Here is a 20,607-nt window from a genome sequence, read left to right on the forward strand (position 1 = left end):
TTCCGGGAGTGCGGCGTTGGCCACACCTCGTGGGGCCGGTGAAACATGGGTCATCGGGGGTTTCGGGGTGGCGGTCGGCGGGGTAGACGACGCGGCCGCCGGGACGGTCGTCAGGGGCGCGGGTGTGTGCTGCCCGGGGCGGCCGGTGAGTGACGGAACGTCCGGCCGGGATGTCCGAGGCGATGTCTAAGGTGACGGTATGACTCCCTCCGACGCCCCCGGAAGCCGCTGGTCCGACCTGGACCGGCCCCCGCTGAACGCCCCCGCGCTCCGGCGCGCGCTGCTGCGGCCCGGAGGGCTGTGGACCTCGCTGGACGTGGTCGCGAACACCGGGTCGACCAACACCGACCTCGCCGCGGCCGACGGCCCGGAGGGCGCCGTGCTCGTCGCCGAGGAGCAGTCCGCGGCCCGCGGCCGGCTGGACCGCACCTGGTCCGCGCCCGCCCGGTCCGGACTGTTCCTCTCCGTCCGGCTCACCCCCGGGCCCGGCGTGCCCGTCCACCGCTGGGGCTGGCTGCCGCTGCTGGCCGGCGTCGCCACCGCCTCCGCGCTGTCCCGGGCCGCCGGCGTCGACACCGCCCTGAAGTGGCCCAACGACCTCCTCGTCACCGTCGACGGCAGGGAGCGCAAGGCCGGCGGCATCCTCGCCGAGCGGGCCGGCGACTCCGTCGTCGTCGGCATCGGCGTCAACGTCTCCCTGCGCGCCGACGAACTCCCGGTGCCCACCGCGGGCTCACTCGCCCTCGCCGGCGCCGGGCGGCTGGACCGCGACCCGCTGCTGCGGGCCCTGCTCCGCTCGCTGGAGGACTGGTACACCGCCTGGCGCGGTGCCGGCGGCGACCCGGCGGCCTGCCGGCTCCAGGAGGCGTACGCGGCCGGCTGCGCCACGCTCGGCCGGACCGTACGGGCCGAACTGCCCGGCGACCGGCAGCTGGTCGGGGAGGCCGTGGCCGTCGACGGCGACGGCCGGCTGGTGCTCGCCACCGAGCACGGGATGCAGCGGCCGGTGGACGCGGGCGACATCGTTCATCTGCGTCCGGCGTCGTCAGGAGAGTGAGCTAGGGCACACCTGCCGTATCGTTGTGACCGGAAAGCGAGCGAGCGGCGATCGGCAGGGCAGTGCGCACGGATCGGACAGGGGGCGGGCGGTGACCGCCGAAGGTGGGGGTACCTCCCGTTCCGTAGAGACCGGGGAGGTCTCGGGGGCCGACGGGAAAGGGCAGACCGCGCGGGGGACCGGTGCCCCGGACGGCACGACGGAACGGGCCGACGGGCCCGCGGAGCTCGACTCCGCCGCCGACGAGGGCGGCGACCCGCTCGCGCTCCGGCTGGAGGCCCTGATCCTCGGCGCGGAGCGGCGCTACACCCCGTTCCAGGCCGCCCGCGCGGCCGGCGTCTCCATGGACCTCGCGGCCCGCTTCTGGCGGGCCATGGGCTTCGCCGACATCGGCCAGGCCAAGGCGCTGACGGAGGCGGACGTCCTCGCCCTGCGGCGGCTGGCCGGCCTGGTCGAGGCGGGGCTGCTGAGCGAGCCCATGGCCGTCCAGGTGGCCCGTTCCACCGGCCAGACCACGGCCCGGCTCGCCGACTGGCAGATCGACTCCTTCCTGGAGGGCCTGACCGAGCCTCAGGAACCGGGCCTCACCCGGGCGGAGATCACCTACCCGCTCGTCGAACTGCTCCTGCCGGAGCTGGAGGAGTTCCTCATCTACGTCTGGCGGCGCCAGCTCGCCGCCGCGACCGGCCGCGTGGTGCAGGCCCAGGACGACGCCGAGATGGTCGACCGGCGGCTGGCCGTCGGCTTCGCCGACCTGGTGGGCTTCACCCGGCTCACCCGGCGGCTGGAGGAGGAGGAGCTCGGCGAGCTCGTCGAGGCGTTCGAGACCACGGCCGCCGACCTGGTGGCCGCGCACGGCGGCCGCCTGATCAAGACCCTCGGCGACGAGGTCCTCTACGCGGCCGACGACGCGGGCACGGCCGCCGAGATCGGCATCCGGCTGATCGAGACCCTCAGCCACGACGAGACCATGCCCGAACTCCGCGTCGGCATGGCCTTCGGCACGGTGACGACGCGCATGGGCGACGTCTTCGGCACGACGGTCAACCTGGCCAGCCGGCTGACGTCGATAGCGCCGAAGGACGCGGTGCTGGTGGACGGCGCCCTGGCGGAGGAACTGCTGCGCAGCGGGGACGCCCCGAAGTCCGAGGCCGAGGTGGCGGCGGCCATGGCCGCGGCGGAGGCGGAGGGCAGGCCCGCCGAGGCGGTCAAGTACCGATTCGCGCTCCAGCCGATGTGGCAGCGGCCGGTGCGGGGGCTGGGCGTCGTGGAACCGTGGCTGCTCACTCGACGGGAGCAGGGATGAACGGGGCCTGACGGCCCGGCCCTTGGCGAACGGGGTCTGTCCCTGCGGTCCTTGGCGAATGGGGTCCTCCCCTCCGGTCGTTGGCGAACGGGGTCTCCCCTCCGGTCCTTGGCGAACAGGCGGCGGAACGGGCGCGCGGATGGGGTCGCTTGCGGCCGCTTGAGCAGACGATCCCCAGGTCAGGGGCGATTGTCAGTGGCGGGTGCCATCATCGCCGGTGTGAAGGGAAACGTTGAGGACCTGCTGGAGCCCGGCCACGCCTGGGCCGAGCGCGTGCGCGGCCGGCTCGCCGGCCTGACGCCCGAGCTGACCGACCTGGTGCTGCACCTCGCCGCCTGCGACGAGTTCTGGACCTGGCGCTGCAAGAACGACGGCGTCTGGAAGCGCCGCACGAAGGCGCTGCTGAAAGTCGACGGCGCCCCGGAGCTCGTGCGCGCGGCGATACGGGAGATGACGGCCTGCGGATCGCTGTACGGCACGGTGGGTTTCGCCCCCGGGGCGGGGCTGTCGCGCGTCGCACCCACCCGTAGCCTGGCCTGCGGATTCGTCCTGGCCGCCGGCTGCCTGGGCGGCCGGCGCGGGCCGGGCGAGGAGAACGCCGGGCTGGTCGCGGACCTGGCGGTCGTCGGGCGCCGGAACTCCCATGCCGCGGGCGGCAACCCCCTGCGGGACGACGAGCTCGCCGGTGCCGCGTTCACCGCCCTCGGCGACCTGTACGCGCTGGACGCACTGTACGACCTGCACCGCGTCGTCCCGGGGCCCTCGCACTGCCACGCGGCGCTGGTCCGGGCGTTGAAGAAGACCGCCAAGCGGTTCGACGTCCCGCCGCACCGCCTGGCCGAGCGGATGGTGCCCACGCACGGGCTGGGGGCCGACCGCACGATGCGGCTGGGCCCGCCGGGGGTCGGGGCGATATGGCTCAACCTGCCGTTCGAGGCGGTCGTCGGTGTCGACGACGACGGGCGGGTGACGCTGGACTGGATCGACGAGGACGGCACCACGACCCGCTCGACCTGGCCGTTCCGCTCGCCGAGCGGCTTCAACACCCGTTATCTGCCGCACAACGTGGAGGGTGCCCGGCTGGTCGCGCAGGGGATCGGGAAGACGCTGGTCGGGGAACGGGCGCGCCTGCTGGCGCTGTCGGACGGGCCGGGCGGCGAATCCTGGCCTGCCGCCGAGTGGGCCCGGTACTACCGCGACCACCCGGTGACGGGGGTGCTCGTCCGGGGACTGGTGTGGGAGTGCGGGGAGGGGACGGCAGGAGAAGGAGCGGCAGGAGAAGGGGCGGCAGGAGAAGGGGCGGTCGGGGAAGAGGCGGCCGGAGAGGCGGGCACGGTCTGGACGGCCGGGGTCCCGGCGCCCGGCGGGGGCTGGCCGCGCCCGACGGCACGGTCCACGCGATACCGGAGGACGGGGTCGTCCGGCTGTGGCGTCCCGAGGGGGCACCGGAGGAGCAGGTCCGCGCGCTACGGGCGCTGCTGGAGGCACGCGGGGTGCGGCAGCCGTTCGCCCAGGTGCCCGCGGCCGCCGGGGAGGCGGTTCCGGTGTGAGGGCGGGGACGGGCCGCGTCTCCTGACATCATCGGGGGCATGCTCGATCGCATCATCGCCGCTTGTGACGGCGCTTCGAAGGGGAACCCCGGGCCGGCCGCCTGGGCGTGGGTGGCGGCCGACGCCGAGGGACGGCCGGAGCGCTGGGAGGCCGGCCCGCTGGGCCGGGCGACCAACAACATCGCCGAGCTGACCGCTCTGCGAAGGCTGTTGGAGGCCACCGACCCGGCCGTCCCGGTGGAGGTCCGGCTCGACTCGCAGTACGCGATGAACGCGGTCACCAAGTGGCTGCCGGGGTGGAAGCGGAACGGCTGGAAGACGGCGGCCGGGAAGCCGGTCGCGAACCAGGACCTGGTCCGGAGCATCGACGAGCTGCTCGCCGGGCGCACGGTCGAGTTCCGGTACGTGCCGGCGCACCAGCAGGGCGGCGACCCGCTCAACGCGATCGCCGACCAGGCCGCCAGCGACGCCGCGGTCGCCCAGTGCGCGGCGGGCACGGCCCACGGCGACGCCGGGTTCCCCGTCCCGGACGCGTCCCGCGCGACGGCCCCGCCACGCCCCCGGCGGACCGGCGGCACGTCCGGCGGTTCCGGTGGGTCCGGCGGTTCCGGTGGCTCCGCCGCGAAGGGCTCCCGCTCCCGGGGCACCCTCAAGGCGAAGTTCCCGGGCCGGTGCGTCTGCGGCAAGTCCTACGCGGCGGGCGAGCCGATCGCGAAGAACCAGCAGGGCTGGGGCCATGTGGCGTGCCGGACGGATTCCAGCCCGTCCGGCGTCTGAGGACGCGTGCCGCGGGCGTGCTCGGGGTGTGCGGGGGCGGCAGCCCCCGCAGGAAACGGTGCGAGGGCGGAGGCCCCGGCGGTCGTCGGCCCGCAGGCGGGGGCACGCCCCGGCGGCCGCCGGCCCGCGAGGCAAGCCCCCCACGGGTATGGCACCGCCACAGCGGTGCGTGCATGATCGTGGCCACAGCCGAGAGAGGGTGAACCGCGTGAGCGAACAACGCTTTGGTGAGTGGGTCGCAATCCGCCCGCACGAAGACGGCCGAGTAGCCGAGCTCGTACTCGACCGCCCGAAGGCCATGAACGCCGTCTCCACCGAACTGGGCCGCTCGATCGCCGAGGCGACCGCCGCCCTCTCCGCCGACCGGACCGTCCGCGCGGTCGTTCTGACGAGCACGCACGAGCGGGCGTTCTGCGTCGGCGCGGACCTCAAGGAGCGCAACTCCTTCACCGACGCCGACCTCTCGCGCCAGCGACCGCACGCCCGCGCCGCCTACACCGGCGTCCTGGAGCTGCCGGTGCCCGCCATCGCCGCCGTGCACGGCTTCGCCCTCGGCGGCGGCTTCGAACTCGCCCTGTCCTGCGACATCATCGTCGCGGACGAGACCGCCGTGGTGGGGCTCCCCGAGGTGTCCGTCGGCGTGATCCCGGGCGGGGGCGGCACACAGCTGCTGCCGCGCCGGGTCGGCGCGGCCCGCGCGGCCGAACTGATCTTCAGCGCGCGGCGGGTGGCGGCGGCGGAGGCCCGGGAGCTGGGCCTCGTCGACCAGTTGGTGCCCGCGGGGCAGGACCGCGACGAGGCGCTGGCCCTCGCCGCCCGGATCGCCGCCAACTCACCCGTCGGCCTGCGGGCGGCCAAGCGCGCCCTGCGCCTCGGGCACGGTCTGGACCTGCGGGCCGGGCTGGAGGTCGAGGACGCGGCCTGGCGCACGGTGGCCTTCTCCGGGGACCGCGCGGAGGGCGTGGCGGCGTTCAACGAGAAGCGGACGCCGGACTGGCCGGGCGAGTGACGGCACCGGGGGCCGGCCGGCCCCCGGCCACGGGCGGATCGTCGTCGACGAAACGGGATGACCTGGGATGAAGCGGGAAGTCCCGGGCCCCTCATAAGGCGGAATGAGCGCACCATTCCTACGCTGGAGTGCGAGGGCTGCGCGCAGCGGTGGAATGTGAGGCTCTGGTGGCTGGTGACGCGGATCGTGACGACCGCCTGTCCGCCGTGGTGGAGCTGGCGCAGGCGATGGCGGCGGCGCAGTCCCCCTCGACGGGGTGGCCGCCGCCGCGGAGGGCGCCCTGCGCGCCCTGAACGGTTCCTTCGCCGCGGTCTCCGTCTGGGAGCGCGAGAGCGGCCGGCTGCGGGTCCTCGTCAACGCGGGGGAGCGCGACCCGGACGAGGAGCGGTTCCCCGCCGACGAGACGTACCCGGTGCACAACTTCCCCGAGGTCGCCGAGTTCCTGCACGAGGAGTGGGTGGGCGGCCGGCCGCACGCCTGGGTGGAGAACCTGGAGGACGACGAGGACGGGGACCCCGCGCCGGGCCCGTTCCCCGTGGGCCACCGCGTGGAGGTGCTGCGCCGCCGGCGCCGGGGCAGTTGCGTGATCGCGCCGATCGTGCTGCACGGTCGCGCCTGGGGCGAGCTGTATGTGGCACGGCCCGTGGGGGCTCCCCGTTTCGGCCGCGCCGACGCGGACTTCGCGGCGGTCCTGGCCGCCGTCACCGCCGCCGGCATCGTCCAGACCGAGCGGCTGGAGGAGGCCCGCAGGCTGGCCTACACCGACCCCCTGACCGGCCTGGGGAACCGCCGCGCCGTCGACGCGCGGCTCGACGAGGCCATCGAACGGCATCTGGCGGAGGGCGTCGTCGTCAGCCTCGTCGTCTGCGACCTGAACGGACTGAAACGGGTCAACGACACCCTCGGGCACGCGCAGGGCGACCGGCTGCTGGAACGATTCGGCTCGCTCCTGTCGCTGTGCGGCGCCCGGCTGCCGGGCGCGCTCGCCGCGCGGCTCGGGGGCGACGAGTTCTGCCTGCTCACGGTGGGGGCTCCGGCCGACGAGGTGGTCCGGGCGGCTGAGGAACTGTGCTTGCGCGCGCGGCGGTTGGAGCTCGGTGAGGGGGTCGCCTGCGGCATCGCGTCCACGGGGGATCCGATCGGGCCCGTGCGTACGGCCCGCCGCCTTTTCCGGCTCGCGGACGCGGCTCAGTACCGGGCGAAGGCGGCGGGCGCGGAGAAGCCGGTGGTCGCGGGGCGGGAGGGGGGCCGGGACGATCCGGTCGTGCGGCTCGCGGACCGGCCGCCCGCGCCGCCGCACGCGGAACGCCGCAGGTTCCGGGGCCGAAGGCCGTGATCGGCCCCTCCAGCCCGTCCGGCGTTCGAGCACCGCGCGCGGAGCGCGCTCACCCACCCACCCCGCCGCCCACCCGCCGGCCCGCCCGTTGTCCGAGGTCTGTCGGCCCCCTTCCGGCCCGTCCGGCGCTTGAGGACAACCGCGCGGAGCGCGGTTGCGGGGGTGCGGGGGCGCAGCCCCCGCAGGAAACGGTGAAACGGGGGTGCCCCCTCTGGGGGAGGGGCCGGGGTGCCCCCCCGCGCAGCCCTGCGGCATGCCCGCGCGCCCTGTGGCGTTGCACAGAACAGCCGACGCGCAGCCGGCCCCCGTACACCTAGTGACAGACCGCGATTCAGACCCTAGGGTGCCTGAATATGGATATGCAGATGCGCGTGGACACCGACGTGGTGGTGGGAAGCTCCGGAACGACCGCGAACGACGTGATCGCCGTGGCACGCCACGACGCGCGCGTCGTCGTGTCCCCCGAGGCCCTGGCCGCCGTCGCCGCCTCCCGCCAGGTCATCGAGGACCTGGCGGCCAAGCCGGACCCGGTCTACGGCGTCTCCACCGGCTTCGGCGCTCTCGCCGTCCGCCACATCAGCCCCGAGCTGCGCGCCCGGCTCCAGCGCAACATCGTCCGCTCGCACGCCGCCGGCATGGGGCCGCGCGTGGAGCGCGAGGTCGTGCGCGCGCTGATGTTCCTGCGCCTCAAGACCCTGGCCTCCGGCCGCACCGGCGTCCGGCCCGTCGTCGTCGAGACGATGGCCGCCCTGCTCAACGCGGGGGTCACCCCCGTCGTCCACGAGTACGGCTCCCTCGGCTGCTCCGGCGACCTCGCGCCGCTCTCGCACTGCGCGCTCACGCTCATGGGCGAGGGCGAGGCGGAAGGCCCCGACGGCGTCCTCGCGCCCGCCGCCGAACTGCTCGCCGCACACGGCATCCGGCCCGTCGAACTCCGGGAGAAGGAAGGGCTCGCGCTCCTCAACGGCACCGACGGCATGCTCGGCATGCTCGTCATGGCCTGCGCCGACCTCGCCCGCCTGATCACCTCCGCCGACGTCACCGCCGCGCTCTCCCTGGAGGCCCTGCTCGGCTCCGAGAAGGTCCTCGCCCCCGAGCTGCACGCCATCCGCCCGCACCCCGGCCAGGGGACCAGCGCCGACAACATGCTGCGGGTGCTGGCCGGTTCGGGGATGACCGGGCATCTGCACGACGACGCGCCGCGCGTACAGGACGCGTACTCGATCCGCTGCGCGCCCCAGGTCGCGGGCGCGGGGCGCGACACCCTCGCGCACGCCCGGCTGGTCGCCGACCGCGAGCTGGCCGCCGCCGTCGACAACCCGGTCGTCCTGCCCGACGGGCGCGTCGAGTCCAACGGCAACTTCCATGGCGCGCCCGTCGCGTACGTCCTGGACTTCCTGGCCATCGCCGCCGCCGACCTGGCGTCCATCGCCGAACGGCGCACCGACCGGCTGCTCGACAAGAACCGTTCGCACGGCCTGCCGCCGTTCCTGGCGGACGACCCCGGGGTCGACTCCGGCCTCATGATCGCCCAGTACACGCAGGCCGCCCTGGTCAGTGAGATGAAGCGGCTGGCCGCGCCCGCGTCGGTGGACTCCATCCCGTCCTCCGCCATGCAGGAGGACCACGTCTCGATGGGCTGGTCCGCGGCGCGCAAGCTGCGGACCGCGCTGGACGCCCTCGCCCGTGTCATCGCCGTGGAACTCGTCGCCGCCACGCGGGCCGTCGAGCTGCGGGGCGGGCTGACGCCGTCGCCGGCGACGGCCGCCGTGCTGCGTGCGGTGCGGGAGGCCGGGGTCGAGGGGCCGGGGGCGGATCGCTTCCTCGCGCCGGACCTGGCGGCGGCGGAGGGGTTTGTGCGGTCCGGAGGGCTTGTGGAGGCCGTGGAGGGTGTGGTGGGGGAGCTCGGGTGATCTCGGGCTGACGCCCGGTGGGGGCGCTCCGGCCCCTCCCTTTCACCGTTTCCCGCGGGGGCTCCGCCCCCGCGGCACGCCGCGCGCTCTCCAGGAAAGGGCGTCCCCAGTCCTCAAACGCCGGACGGACTGGAGGGGGCTGCTGTCCTCAAACGCCGGACGGGCCGGAAGCCCGCGAGCGGCGTATCGCCAGGGTGACCAGCGCCCCGCCCGCCGTCACGAAGCCCACGCCGCCGTAGACGTACGGCGTGGTGTCCACGCTGCCCGAATCCGCGAGGCGGCGGCCGTCGTCCGGCCCCGGGGCGGACGAACGAGTGGCGGGCGGTCCGGGGTGGGTCGTCGTCGCGTGGGCCGTCGTCGCGTGTGCTGTCGGTACCAGCCAGCCCACGCACAGCAGCGCCCCGGCGGCGACGGCGGTCAGCAATGGGCGGCGAGCGGTCACGGCGGGGCATCCCCTCGGCGTCGGTGAACGTCGAACTGATGGTAGTGATACGTCTGCACGGTGCGGAAGGCGCGGGTGCCGCCGGCCTGAACGGCGCTCTGACCACCCGGCTTGGGCGCAGGCACCCCGAGGGTCTTTACTGGGTGGTCTTCCCCACACTTTGCGCGTGGGTGGAACGGGCGCGACGGGTCAGGCGTTCCCTAAGCAGTAGCCGGGACGGGTGGGTGCGCGTGGGTCGTCCCGCTGTGCCGGTGAAGGCCGAGGGGCCGGATCGTGCCCTCGTGGCCCGGTCCGGGGATTTTCGGGGTTCAGAGCGATGGAGATGCGTGTGATGAAGGACGGCAAGCGCCGCAAGGGCCTGGTGGCCGCGGCCGCCGTGCTCGGTGGGGTGCTCACCCTCGCCGCCTGCGGCGGAGGCGGCGACGGCGACAACAAGGGCGGCGGCTCCGGCAAGGAGAAGTCCCAGCAGAACGTCGACGCGGCAGCCGCCAAGGACGCCTCCACGGCGCAGATCAAGATCACGCCCAAGGGGGGCACCAGCAACGCCGGTACCGCGGTGGACGCCGTGGCGGTCACGGTCAGCGACGGTGAGCTCACGAGCGTCAAGATGACGGACGAGACGGACGTCTCCAAGGTTCACCCGGTCGAGGGGACCCTCGCCCCGGACAAGAAGAGTTGGAAGCTCAAGAAGCCGCTGGAGCGGTCCTCCAAGTACAAGATCGTCGCCGAGGCGAAGGACGACAAGGGCCGCCGCGCCACGGAGCACTCCTCGTTCTCCACGGTCTCGCCGAACAACAGCTTCATCGGCAGCTTCACCCCCGAGGAGGGCCAGACCGTCGGCGTCGGCATGCCCGTCTCGATCAACTTCGACAAGCCGATCAAGGACCGCAAGGCCGTCCAGTCGCACCTCCAGGTGACGTCCAGCAGCGGCCAGCAGGTCGTCGGCCACTGGTTCAACGACCAGCGCCTCGACTTCCGCCCGCAGGAGTACTGGAAGGCCAACTCCGAGGTCACCCTCAAGATGCAGCTCGGTGACGTCTACGCCGCGCCGGGCATCAAGGGCCTGCAGAACAAGACGGTCACGTTCCGGATCGGCCACTCCCAGGTCTCCACGGTGGACGCCAAGACCCACCAGATGACCGTGGTGCGCGACGGCAAGGTCCTCAAGACCATCCCGATCTCGGCCGGCAGCCCCTCCAACCCCACCTACAACGGCAAGATGGTGATCTCGGAGAAGTTCACCGAGACCCGCATGGACGGCTCCACCGTGGGCTTCTCCAAGGCCGACGGCAAGGGCGAGTACGACATCAAGGACGTCCCGCACGCCATGCGGCTGTCCACGTCGGGCACGTTCATCCACGGCAACTACTGGGGCAGCGGCATCTTCGGCGTCGAGAACACCAGCCACGGCTGCGTCGGCCTGCAGGACAAGCAGGGCGCCGACGACCCGAACACGCCGGGCGCCTGGTTCTTCAAGAACTCCCAGATCGGCGACGTCGTCGTGGTGAAGAACTCCGACGACAGGACGATCTCCCCGGACAACGGCCTCAACGGCTGGAACATGAGCTGGCAGGACTGGATCAAGGGCAGCGCCACCGGCGCCTGATCCCGATCCCGTCCCGCCGCCGGGCGGCGGCCGCCCCGCGCGGCCGCCGCCCGGCGGCTTTGTACGCGGCACGAAGGAGAACCCCGTGGGAAAGCGCCGGGACCGTGAGCGGCCCGAGGAGGCGGCCGGGCCGCGACCCGCCGTCGAGGCGGCCGTACGCCGGCTCCGCGCGCTCCCCGCGGACGCCGCCGAGGACGCGGCCGACGCCGACGCCTCCGTCCTCGCCGCCGCGCCCGCCGGACCCGCGGCCGTCGGACACGCCCTGCTCGCCACCGCCGAGGCGGAGCTCCGGCGCGCCTGGGAACGCGGCTGGCAGCCCGCCGACGTCGTCCGGCTGGCCCGCCGCGACGCGACCGGCCCCGGCCTCCGCTTCATCCTCGCCGCCGTGGCCGCCGAGGCCCGCCGCTACGCCCCCGGCACGGTGCCCCCGCGCTGGGCCGGGCAGCTCCGCGACCTGGACGCGGCGGTGTGGTGGCCGGACGACGACGCGTTCCTGGACGGTTTCGCGCGCCGCGAGCGCCTCAGCCGCTTCGAGACCGTCGCCACCGCGCTCCTCGCCCTGCGCCTCGTCGCCTCCCTGCCGCACATCGGCCTCGCCGGACCGCTTCCCGGGGCCGCCGCCGTGCCCCGGGCCGGAGAGCGAGCCGGAGGGCGAGCCGCCGCCGTCGAGCCGAAGACGCTCGCCCGGATCCGGGCGCTGCTGGCCAAGGCCGAGTCGACGGACTTCCCCGACGAGGCCGAGGCGTTCTCCGCCAAGGCGCAGGAACTCATGGCGCGCCACTCCCTCGACGACGCGCTCCTCGCCGCCGCCGCGGACGCCTCCGCCGCCGAGGGGCCGGGGGTCTGCCGGCTCGGTGTCGAGGGCCCGTACGAGTCGGCGAAGGCCCTGCTGCTCAGCGCCGTCGCCGAGGCCAACCACTGCCACGCGGTGTGGTCCGGCGAGTACGGCTTCTCGACGGTCGTCGGCTTCGAGGCCGATCTGGAGCTCGTCGAGTTGATGTACACCTCGCTGCTGGTACAGGCGGACGCGGCGATGATCCGCGCCGCCGACGCGCACCACCGCGGCCCGAACGAGCGCGGCCCGAACGAGCGCGGCCCGAACGAGCGCGGTGCGCGCGCCCGTTCGGGCCGTCGGACGCGCGACTTCCGCGAGTCCTTCTTCATCGCCTACGCCGCCCGGATCGGCGACCGGCTGTCCGCCGCCGCCCGGGACGTCACCGAGCACGCGGCCCGCCCCGAGGCGCTGCCTGTGCTCGCCGCCCGCGACGTCGCCGTCGGCGAGACGGCCGGGCGCCTCTTCCCCGAGACCACCTCGCACCGGCTCAGGGGCCGCGACGCGGAGGGCTGGGCCCGGGGCACGGAGGCCGCCGACGCGGCCCGGCTGGGGCGGCGGCGCCCGGCGGGGTGAGACCGCCTCCTTCAAGGAGGCGGCACTCAAGGGGACGCGGCAACCTCAAGGGGACACGACAACCTCAAGAAGGCGGCAACCCCAAGAGGGCGGAAGCCTCAAGGGGACGGCAACCTGCAACCAAGCGGCCTCACCCACCACTTACGCGTACTCCCACCACCGCCGCACCTCCTCGTCGGTGACCTCCTCGGCCTCCGCCACCGCGCCCAGCGCCTCCACCTCGACCTCGGCCGCCCGGGCGTAGTGCGTGGCGACCTCGTCCGTGAGCAGCTCCCGGGCCAGGGCGCCGGCCCGGAACCGGTCCAGGGCCTCCGCCAGACCGGCCGGAACCGGGGGCGCGTCCTGCCCGTAGGCGCTGCCGGTGACGGCGGGCGGGGGTTCGAGGGTGTGGTCGAGGCCGTGCCGGATCGCGGCCAGCGCGGCGGTGAGCGCGAGGTACGGGTTGGCGTCCGCGCCGGGCAGCCGGATCTCCAGGTGGAGGCCCCTGCCCCGGCCGACGACCCGGACCGCGCACGTCCGGTTGTCGAATCCCCAGGTGAAGGCGGTCGGCGCGAAGCTCTCCGACACATAGCGGCGGTAGGAGTTGACGTTCGGCGCGTACAGGGGCGTCAGCTCCGGCAGCGCGGCGAGCAGCCCCGCCACGGCGTGCCGGCCCGTCGCCGACAGTCCGCCGTCCGCGTCCGGCACCACCGGTGCGTCGCCCGACCACAGCGACAGGTGCAGGTGCAGCCCGCTGCCCACCCCCGGCGCCGGCACCGCCATGAACGTCGGCGCCAGGCCCGCCCGCGTCCCCAAGTGCCGTACGGCGTGCTTGAAGAGGACGTGCCCGTCGCACGCCGCCAGTGCCTCGCCGTACGGGAAGGTGATCTCCACCTGTCCGGGGCCGGCCTCCGTCTTGGCCGCCTCCAGGGGCAGCCCCGCGCCGCGCATCGCGGACCCGAGCCCGCGCAGGAACGTGTCCGTCCGGTCGTCGTGGTCGAGGGCGAGGTCCCGGTTCCGGCCCGTGACGGGCCGCAGCCCCGCGCGTCCGTCCGCCACCGCGTCGTACGTCCCCTCGTAGAGGGCGAACTCGGTCTCCAGTCCCGTCCGGACGGACAGCCCGCGTTCCGCGAGCAGGGCCAGCTCCCGTCGGAGCATCTCCCGGGGCGCCACCGCCACCGGCCGCCCGTCGATCGTCGCGTCCGCGTGCACCAGCGCGGTCCCCGGCCACCAGGGGAGCACCCGGACGGTCTCCGGGTCTGGGGACAGGTGCAGGTCGCCGTAGCCGGTGTCCCAGGAGGAGAGGGCGTAGCCGGGCAGCGGGCGCATGTCGACGTCGGTGGCGAGCGCGTAGGCGCACATCTGCGAGCCGCCGTCGACGACCTTCTCGACGAAGTGCCCGGCGTCGTAGCGCTTGCCCTTCAGCCGCCCCTGCATGTCGACCAGGGCCAGCGCCACGGTCTCGACGCGGCCGAGCCGGACCTCCGCGCGCAGTTCGTCCAGGGTGAGCCGGCCGTTCCGGGGGGTCGAGGCGTCCATCAGACGATGTCCTCCATGAGCTGGGTGCCGCGGGACGAGGTGTCGTACGTGGGCGTGGTGAGGGAGCTCTTGGCGAACGGCCACCAGGCGGTGGCCAGCAGCAGCGCGGCGGCCAGGGCGATGGCGGCGTAGTTCATCGTCTCCGCGTTGACCGGGCTGGTCTGCGGCAGGCAGAACAGGACGGTCGCGAAGGACACCCAGCCGACGGCTATCCAGCCGACCGGCCGGCTCCAGCGGCCCAGGGTCCACGGCCCCGGGGTGAACCGCTCGGGGTGGCGCAGCCGCAGGAACACGGGGATGACGTACGAGGGCGTGATGCCGATGACGTTGATGGCCGTGACGGCGTTGTAGGCGGTGGTGGAGTACAGCGACGGCAGGGCGAGGACGAAGGGGCCGACGACCGCCAGCCACACGGCCGGGTACGGGGTCTGCGTCTTGCTGCTGACCCGCCGCCACAGCCGGGAGCCCGGCAGCGCGCCGTCGCGGCTGAACGCGAACGTCATCCGGCTCGCCGACGCGATGCCCGCGTTGGCGCAGAACAGCTGCGCGCCGATGACGATCAGCAGCAGGAAGGTCGCGCCGTTCGTCCCCACGGCGTCGAGGAAGATCTGCGCGGGCGGCACCCCCGCCTCGGCCGTCGTCGCGTAGTCGCTGATGGCGAAGGTCAGACCGGCCAGCAGGACGAAGCCCGCGATCCACGACACCCAGATCGAGCGCACCATTCCGCGGGCGGAGGCCACCGAGGCGTTGGTGGTCTCCTCGGAGAGGTGGGCCGACGCGTCGTAGCCGGTGAACGTGTACTGGGCGAGCAGCAGGCCGAGCGCCGTCACGTACAGCGGGTTGTCCCAGCCGGTGTTGTTCACGAACTTGGTGAAGACGAACGACGGCGACTGGTGGCCGTCCGGCGCGATCCACAGCACGGCGACGATGATCGCCACGCCGAGCAGGTGCCACCAGACGCTGACCGAGTTGAGGAAGCCGACCATCCGCACGCCGAAGAGGTTCAGCACGCCGAAGACCAGGAGGATGACGCCGAAGATCAGCAGGGTGGACTCCGGGGTCGGCGCGTGCCCGAACCGCAGCTCGATGAGCGCGCCGATGAACTGGGCCGCGCCGTAGCCGCTGCCCGCGATGCTGCCCAGCAGGCCCAGCAGGTTGACCCAGCCCGTGTAGTAGCCCCAGCGGCGGCCGCCGAGCCGGTTGGCCATGTAGAACATCGCGCCGGAGGTGGGGTACGCGCTGGTGACCTCGGCCAGCGCCATGCCGATGAAGAGCACCATCAGGCCGACGCCGGCCCAGCCCCACATCATCACCGACGGGCCGCCGGTGTTCAGCCCGAAGCCGTAGAGCGTCATGCAGCCGGACAGCACCGAGATGATGCTGAAACTGATGGCGAAGTTGCCGAAACCGCCCATGCGCCGCGCCAGCACCGGCTGGTAGCCGAGGTCCCGCAGCCGCTCGCTCTCGTCCGGCAGCCGCATGGAGTGGTCCGGTCCCACTCCTGCTCGTGATCTCGACGTAAAGGACACAGGACTTACCTCCGAAGCGCTGAACGGGAAGGTTGACGAGGGGGGTTGTTCGGGGACGGTCTGTCGTGCGACGCGGGAAGCGGTGTGTGACGGGTGTGTGTTGCGGGGTGGGTGCGTGGTGCGGGTGTGAGGTGCGGGTGTGAGGTCAGTGGCAGGCGCGTGGTGCGTGACGGGCGTCCGTTGCGTGACGGGCATGTGTTGCGGGACAGGTGTGCATTGGGGAACGGGTGTGTGGCGCGGTGGCCTGTAGAAAGCTCACCGGCGCGGTCCCCCGCCCTGCCCCTCGGCCGCCGCCTCGCACTGGCCGCGGGCCCGGACGATCCACTCGGCCGCCACCTCCTCGGCCGGCCGGCGGTCGTGGGCGTCGGCGCGGTGGATCCAGGGCCGGGTGGCCGCGCACGGCCCCATCGCCGCGAACACCCGGGCCGCCTCGATGAACCGGTGGGCCGCCCACAAGGCGTGGGCGAGATGGCTCAGGTCGAGGATCGAGAGGTCGGGCGGCCCCGCCGCGCCGTCCCCCGCCCGGTCCGGACCGGACGCGTCGAACCAGCCCCACAGGGCGCGTTCGGCGTCCTGGACGGCGTACTCCCCGGCCCAGTACATGTCCAACTCCCGCCCGGGACCGTGCCGGTCGCGCCACAGCCCCACGCGCACGTACAGCGGCAGGACGAGCAGCGGCGAGCCGTGCGGCGTCCGGTCGAGCACCCACCGGGCGAACTGGTGCGCCTGCCCCCAGGAACCGTCCGCCCGGGTGGCCAGCAGCGTCGTCATCCGGTGGTACGCCTCGCGGTTGCCCGGATCGCGCCGCTCGACCTCGCCCAGCAGGTTCCACGGGCCGGGGGCCAGCAGCGGGTCCGGGGCGGGCACCCGGTGCTCGGGGAGCCGCTGGTGTCCGTCCAGCGGGGCCAGGGCGAGCAGGCAGATCCAGGGCACGGGGTCGTCCGGGGACGCGTACGCCGCCATGCGGCACGCTTCCACCGCCTCGTCCCACAGCCGGGCGGCGTCCGGGTGCCCGACGCGGTGCGCGCGCACGGTCCGCTCCACCGCGACCCGGGCGTGCATCACGGCCGCGGCGACGCTGTCCGGCTCCTCCGCCCGCCACATCCGCACCATGTCCGTTCCGGCGGCGGCCGCGCCCAGGACCTGGGTGCGGCTCGCCCACCGGCTCCAGTCGCGGGCGCGGACGGTCCGGTCCAGCAGTGTCCGCATCGACAGCCAGCGCCCGGCGGGCAGGTCGGGCAGGACCATCCGCAGCTCGTCGTCCAGGCCGGCGGGGTCGAAGCGGGGCCGGTACTCGCCCCGGCCGGCGGTTCCCCGGGTGATCGGCGCCATCAGGAGGCCACTTCCCCGGGCCGCGCCGCCGCCCCGCGCTCCCGGGCCTCTTCCCCCGCGCGGGCCCTGCGCGCCCTGCCGAGCGCCCGCCGCAGCGCGTCCGGGCGCGTCGGCGAGCGGGGCGCGGCGGGGACGACGTGCCAGTGCAGGCCGGGCGGCCGGGTGCGTTCGGCGGACGGGACGAGGACGTGGCAGCGCGGTCCGAGCGGCACCGTGCCCTGCTCCTCCCAGCGGGCCGCCGTGCCCACCGGGACGAGGAAGTACATCCGGGGCTCGGGCCCTTCGGGGTCCAGCACCACCGGGCCGACCGGCTCGCCGGCCTCCCGGAGGTACGCGATCGCCCGCCGGCCGACGGCCTCCCCGACGCGAACGGCGTCCCACCGTTCCCCCGCCGCGCACAGGTGCGGCCCGTCGCCGACGGGCACCCAGCGCGGGGGAGGGGCCGGGCCGCCGGACGGGCGCTGGACATCGAACGGTCTCCTCTTCCACAACGTGCGGCCGACCATTCCATTCACCGGGCGTTCGCGTGCGGACAGATTGTCCGCGCCTCCTCCGGCGCGGCCCCTTGACATCGCCCCGGGCGGACTCCGGCGTCAGGGCGCCGTGAGCCCCGCCCAACTGCCGAAGCTCACCAGCTCGTTGGACGGACTGGCGTCCATCCGCAGCAGCGCCGCCGTCGTCTCACGGACGGACGGGTGGAACCGGGTGTGGTTCGGGGCGATCCGCCGCGCCTGTCTGAGGCAGGAGAACGCGCCGGTCCTGTCACCCGCGGCGAGTTTGGCCGACGCCACGTCGATGTAGTGGTGGCTCGACCGCTCGCCCGCCGTCGTCGCCGGCGGCGCCCACTCGCCGCCGGGCACCGGGGCCCACTCGGCGAGCCACGCCAGGGCGCGCTCGGTGTCGCCCGTGCCGATCACCGTGTGGAGGCGGTGGATCCGGATGTTGGTCGGGCCGAACGACAGCTCGTACGCCGGGAGATCGCGCCCACCCGCCGCCCGCGCCACCTCCTCCGCGTCCCGCAGCCGTGCTTCGGCCCGCTCCGGATCGTTCTCGCGCGCCTCCAGGACGGCGAGTTTCAGCAGCAGTGCCCCGTCCACGGCGTGGGCGTCGGCGGCCGGAACGTCCGATACCAGGCGCTTCAACTCCTCTCGCAGCGCCAGCAGCTTGCGGCGCGCCGGGGCGTGCGCGCCCTGGCGGAGCATCGCTCCGGCGACGAGATAGCCGGCGGTGATCCGCGCCAGCGGGTCGTCGGAGCGGTCCGCGGCCCACCGCACCCGTTCGAGCGCGGTGTGCGAGAGATCGGGGTGGCCGGTCTTGTGTGCGAGGGAGTTCACCGCCCGGTAGGCGCGGACCAGCTGGCGGAACGCCTCCTCCCGCTCCGCGCCGCGGGCGTCGAGCGCGATATGCGTCAACTCGGTGAGCACCGGCGGCAGCAGGGGCCCCATCGGCGCGTACCGCGCGTCCCGCCGCAGCGCCGCCACCTGATCGACCTCCGAGGCGAGCACCGGCAGCGGGCGCGGGGCGACGTCCAGGGCGTCGGGGGAGTCGTAGCAGAGCAGCAGCCTGCGTAGCTCGGGCAGCACGGCCCGGACCCCGTCCTCTCCTTCCGGTTCGCCGTAGTACGGCTCCCCGGTGAGCGCTTCGGGCCCCAGGTGGAGCGCCTTCGCGAGCGCGGCGAGCAGGGTGGGCGACGGCTTCCGCTTCCCCGACTCCAGCTTCTGTACATAGCTGGGGGAGATGGCGACCCGCCGGGCCAGTTGGGCGGCCGACAGATGACGTGCCCGGCGGGCGATGCGGATGCGGTCGCCAGGGGTCAGCCGGTGACCGGGGCGCTGACCCGTCGGTGGACTGATCTCTTCGTGAAGGAGCACCCGCGTCAGGGTACGGAACCTCGGTTCGAATGTGAGGGGGTGAGATGGGGTGGAAATGAACTCCTGTTGTCTGTGGGGTGATTCGGGGTGGGGGTTTGGGGCGGATATTTCGGCGATGAGTCGCGAATTGGTGCGGCTATAGGGAAGGTTGCGTTGGTTGGGGCGGGGCTCGGGTGGTCCCGCGCCCGCCGAACGGGTCACGAAGAGGAAGCAGGCTTTCCGGAGTGGGGACGCCGGTACGGGATCACGGCATACTGCCGCCATGCGAGTGGCGTTGATGACTGCGGGGTCGCGGGGCGACGTGGCGCCCTTCACGGGACTGGGACGCGCCTTGGCCCGCGCCGGGCACGAGGTCACCCTGGTCACCCACGGCTCTTTCGCACCACTGGCCGATGCCGCGGGGCTCCGCCTCCACGCCCTGCCGGTGGATCCGCGGACGGAGATGCACACCGAACGGGGCCGGGCCCTGCAGGAGAGCCCGACGGGCATCGGCCAGCTGATCAGGGTGGGGTCCATGGCCCGGGAGGCCCTGGACCGGATGCTGGACGACCTGCTGCGGGCGGCCGAGGAAGCGGACGTGCTGCTGGTGTCGAGCGGGCTCGGCACGCTGGGGCACACCATCGCCACCGGGCTCGGCCTGCCCAGCATGGGCGTCTATCTGCAACCGCACGCCCCCTCAGCGTCGTTCGCGCCCCCGCTCCTCGTCTCCGGCTCCTGGGGCGCCACCGCGAACCGGCTGGCCGGACGGGCCGTGAACGCCGCCGTGGACAGCATCTTCGCCGACGCCGCGCGGACCGTGCGCGCCCGGCTCGGCCTGCCGCCCCTCGGCTCGCGCGCCGCCCGCCGGATCAGGGAACGCCAGCGCTGGCCCGTACACCACGGCTTCAGCCCCCTCGTCGTACCGCGCCCCGCCGACTGGCATCCGGGCCTCACCGTCGACGGCTACTGGTGGCCGTACACCGCGCCCGACGCGGAACTGCCCGCCCCCGTCCGGGACTTCCTCGCGGCCGGCCCGCCGCCGGTCTTCGTGGGGATGGGCAGCGCGACCGTGCCACACCCCGAGCGCCTCGCCGCGACGTTCGTCCGGGCCCTGCGCGCGGCCGGTCTGCGGGGCATCGTCCAGCGGGGCTGGACCGGGCTGGAGGCCGAGGGCGACGACCTGCTCACCGTCGACGAGCTGCCGCACTCCGTCCTGTTCCCGCGGCTGGCGGCCGTGGTGCACCACGCGGGCGCCGGGACCACGGCCGCCGGGCTGCGCGCGGGCGTACCCGCCGTGCCCGTGCCCGTCCAGTTCGACGCCCACTTCTGGTCCGGCCGGCTGGCCGCCCTCGGCGTCTCCCCCGGCCCCGTCCCCCTCCGCCGCCTCACCGCCCCCACCCTCACCACGGCCCTCCGCAGCGCCACCACCGACCCCGGCTACCGCACCCGCGCCCAGACCCTGGCGGCCCGCCTCCGCGCGGAGGACGGCACGGCCCCGGTGATCACCGCGGTGAACCGGCTCGCGGGGGCGTGAGGGGGCGCGCCACGGCGGGGGCGCCGGGCCACACATCCGGACGACGGGCTTCACGCCTGCCGCCGATCAGCGCCTCCCCGGTACACCTCGAAGCGCAAGGTTCGTCGCGACGCGGAGAGAGTGAGGGACAGTGGTGCTCCTCGATCTTCAGGTGCTGGAAGCCGAGTGGGACGCACGGGCCCGCAGGCCGGGAGAAGAACCGGAGACGGCCTCCATCCTCGGCCCGGACAGCTCGATGAGCCTCCTTCTCTGCGAATAGCACTCCGCCGGTGGCCGAGGACGCGAAGAGACGCGCCGCCGGCCGTGCCCGACGGCCCCGCCGTCACTCCCCGGCGGACGCGACCCCGATCGGGCAGCTCACGCCCGTCCCGCCGATGCCGCAGTAGCCGCCCGGGTTCTTGTCGAGGTACTGCTGGTGGTAGGACTTTCCATGAGGCAAC

The 20,607-nt window shown here is 74.3% G+C and carries 16 protein-coding genes and 2 pseudogenes; 11 read left to right on the forward strand and 7 right to left on the reverse strand.

Annotated features, from left to right (window positions below; all coding sequences use genetic code 11):
* The first annotated feature begins 199 nt into the window (after window positions 1–199).
* The 7 genes and pseudogenes from ACQEVS_RS21080 (at window position 200) to hutH (ending at window position 8,948) form a co-directional block, all read left to right on the forward strand.
* Window positions 200–1,057: a biotin--[acetyl-CoA-carboxylase] ligase gene (locus ACQEVS_RS21080; RefSeq protein WP_433022592.1), complete on the forward strand. Its 858-nt coding sequence runs from the start codon at window positions 200–202 to the stop codon at window positions 1,055–1,057.
* A gap of 91 nt (window positions 1,058–1,148) precedes the next feature.
* Entirely contained in the window at window positions 1,149–2,363 is a 1,215-nt protein-coding gene (locus ACQEVS_RS21085) for an adenylate/guanylate cyclase domain-containing protein (RefSeq protein WP_433022594.1), read from the forward strand.
* Between the two features lie 219 nt (window positions 2,364–2,582).
* On the forward strand, window positions 2,583–4,106 hold the full coding sequence (locus ACQEVS_RS21090) for a hypothetical protein (RefSeq protein WP_433022596.1): 1,524 nt from the start codon (window positions 2,583–2,585) through the stop codon (window positions 4,104–4,106).
* Window positions 4,025–4,690 (forward strand): ribonuclease H family protein, encoded by a 666-nt coding sequence (locus ACQEVS_RS21095; protein ID WP_433022598.1) that lies wholly within the window; start codon window positions 4,025–4,027, stop codon window positions 4,688–4,690. Before ACQEVS_RS21090 ends, ACQEVS_RS21095 begins: the two co-directional genes overlap by 82 nt.
* A 208-nt stretch (window positions 4,691–4,898) precedes the next feature.
* Complete coding sequence (locus ACQEVS_RS21100; RefSeq protein WP_433022600.1) at window positions 4,899–5,699, forward strand: enoyl-CoA hydratase/isomerase family protein; 801 nt, start codon at window positions 4,899–4,901, stop codon at window positions 5,697–5,699.
* 227 nt (window positions 5,700–5,926) lie between these two features.
* Window positions 5,927–7,035: pseudogene (locus ACQEVS_RS21105) on the forward strand (diguanylate cyclase domain-containing protein).
* A gap of 359 nt (window positions 7,036–7,394) precedes the next feature.
* On the forward strand, window positions 7,395–8,948 hold the full coding sequence (gene hutH / locus ACQEVS_RS21110) for a histidine ammonia-lyase (RefSeq protein ID WP_433027770.1): 1,554 nt from the start codon (window positions 7,395–7,397) through the stop codon (window positions 8,946–8,948).
* Between the two features lie 148 nt (window positions 8,949–9,096).
* On the opposite strand, the gene ACQEVS_RS21115 is transcribed toward hutH, so the two are convergent.
* Entirely contained in the window at window positions 9,097–9,390 is a 294-nt protein-coding gene (locus ACQEVS_RS21115; protein WP_433022602.1) for a hypothetical protein, read from the reverse strand.
* Window positions 9,391–9,706: 316 nt separating this feature from the next.
* Here ACQEVS_RS21115 and ACQEVS_RS21120 point away from each other — a divergent pair, with 316 nt between their 5' ends.
* Complete coding sequence (locus ACQEVS_RS21120) at window positions 9,707–10,996, forward strand: L,D-transpeptidase (RefSeq protein ID WP_433022604.1); 1,290 nt, start codon at window positions 9,707–9,709, stop codon at window positions 10,994–10,996.
* 85 nt (window positions 10,997–11,081) lie between these two features.
* On the forward strand, window positions 11,082–12,404 hold the full coding sequence (locus ACQEVS_RS21125) for a DUF2786 domain-containing protein (protein WP_433022606.1): 1,323 nt from the start codon (window positions 11,082–11,084) through the stop codon (window positions 12,402–12,404).
* A 141-nt stretch (window positions 12,405–12,545) separates the two neighbouring features.
* Here the strand turns inward: ACQEVS_RS21125 and ACQEVS_RS21130 are convergent, their stop codons facing one another.
* The 5 genes from ACQEVS_RS21130 to ACQEVS_RS21150 form a co-directional block, all read right to left on the reverse strand.
* Window positions 12,546–13,922, reverse strand: coding sequence for a glutamine synthetase family protein (locus tag ACQEVS_RS21130; RefSeq protein ID WP_433022608.1), 1,377 nt, complete (start codon window positions 13,920–13,922; stop codon window positions 12,546–12,548).
* A complete protein-coding gene (locus ACQEVS_RS21135) occupies window positions 13,922–15,403 on the reverse strand; it encodes an amino acid permease (protein ID WP_433027773.1) in 1,482 nt (493 codons plus the stop codon). The genes ACQEVS_RS21130 and ACQEVS_RS21135 overlap by 1 nt, the downstream gene beginning before the upstream one ends.
* Window positions 15,404–15,706: 303 nt before the next feature.
* Window positions 15,707–16,783 carry a hypothetical protein gene (locus tag ACQEVS_RS21140; RefSeq protein WP_433022610.1) on the reverse strand — a complete coding sequence of 359 codons (1,077 nt, stop codon included), beginning with the start codon at window positions 16,781–16,783 and terminating at the stop codon, window positions 15,707–15,709.
* Window positions 16,783–17,208: a hypothetical protein gene (locus tag ACQEVS_RS21145; RefSeq protein WP_433022612.1), complete on the reverse strand. Its 426-nt coding sequence runs from the start codon at window positions 17,206–17,208 to the stop codon at window positions 16,783–16,785. Before ACQEVS_RS21145 ends, ACQEVS_RS21140 begins: the two co-directional genes overlap by 1 nt.
* Window positions 17,209–17,376: 168 nt before the next feature.
* Window positions 17,377–18,654: a helix-turn-helix domain-containing protein gene (locus tag ACQEVS_RS21150; protein ID WP_433022614.1), complete on the reverse strand. Its 1,278-nt coding sequence runs from the start codon at window positions 18,652–18,654 to the stop codon at window positions 17,377–17,379.
* Between the two features lie 262 nt (window positions 18,655–18,916).
* Between ACQEVS_RS21150 and ACQEVS_RS21155 the strand changes: the two genes are divergently transcribed.
* Complete coding sequence (locus ACQEVS_RS21155) at window positions 18,917–20,167, forward strand: glycosyltransferase (RefSeq protein WP_433022616.1); 1,251 nt, start codon at window positions 18,917–18,919, stop codon at window positions 20,165–20,167.
* A gap of 133 nt (window positions 20,168–20,300) precedes the next feature.
* Window positions 20,301–20,426: a SapB/AmfS family lanthipeptide gene (locus ACQEVS_RS21160; protein WP_433022618.1), complete on the forward strand. Its 126-nt coding sequence runs from the start codon at window positions 20,301–20,303 to the stop codon at window positions 20,424–20,426.
* Window positions 20,427–20,489: 63 nt separating this feature from the next.
* Here ACQEVS_RS21160 and ACQEVS_RS21165 read toward each other — a convergent pair.
* Window positions 20,490–20,594, reverse strand: a pseudogene (locus ACQEVS_RS21165) (peptide-methionine (S)-S-oxide reductase MsrA); the annotation flags it as partial.
* Window positions 20,595–20,607 lie beyond the last annotated feature (13 nt).

The organism is Streptomyces sp. CA-181903 (genome assembly GCF_050937075.1).
In the GTDB taxonomy this organism is placed as follows: domain Bacteria; phylum Actinomycetota; class Actinomycetes; order Streptomycetales; family Streptomycetaceae; genus Streptomyces.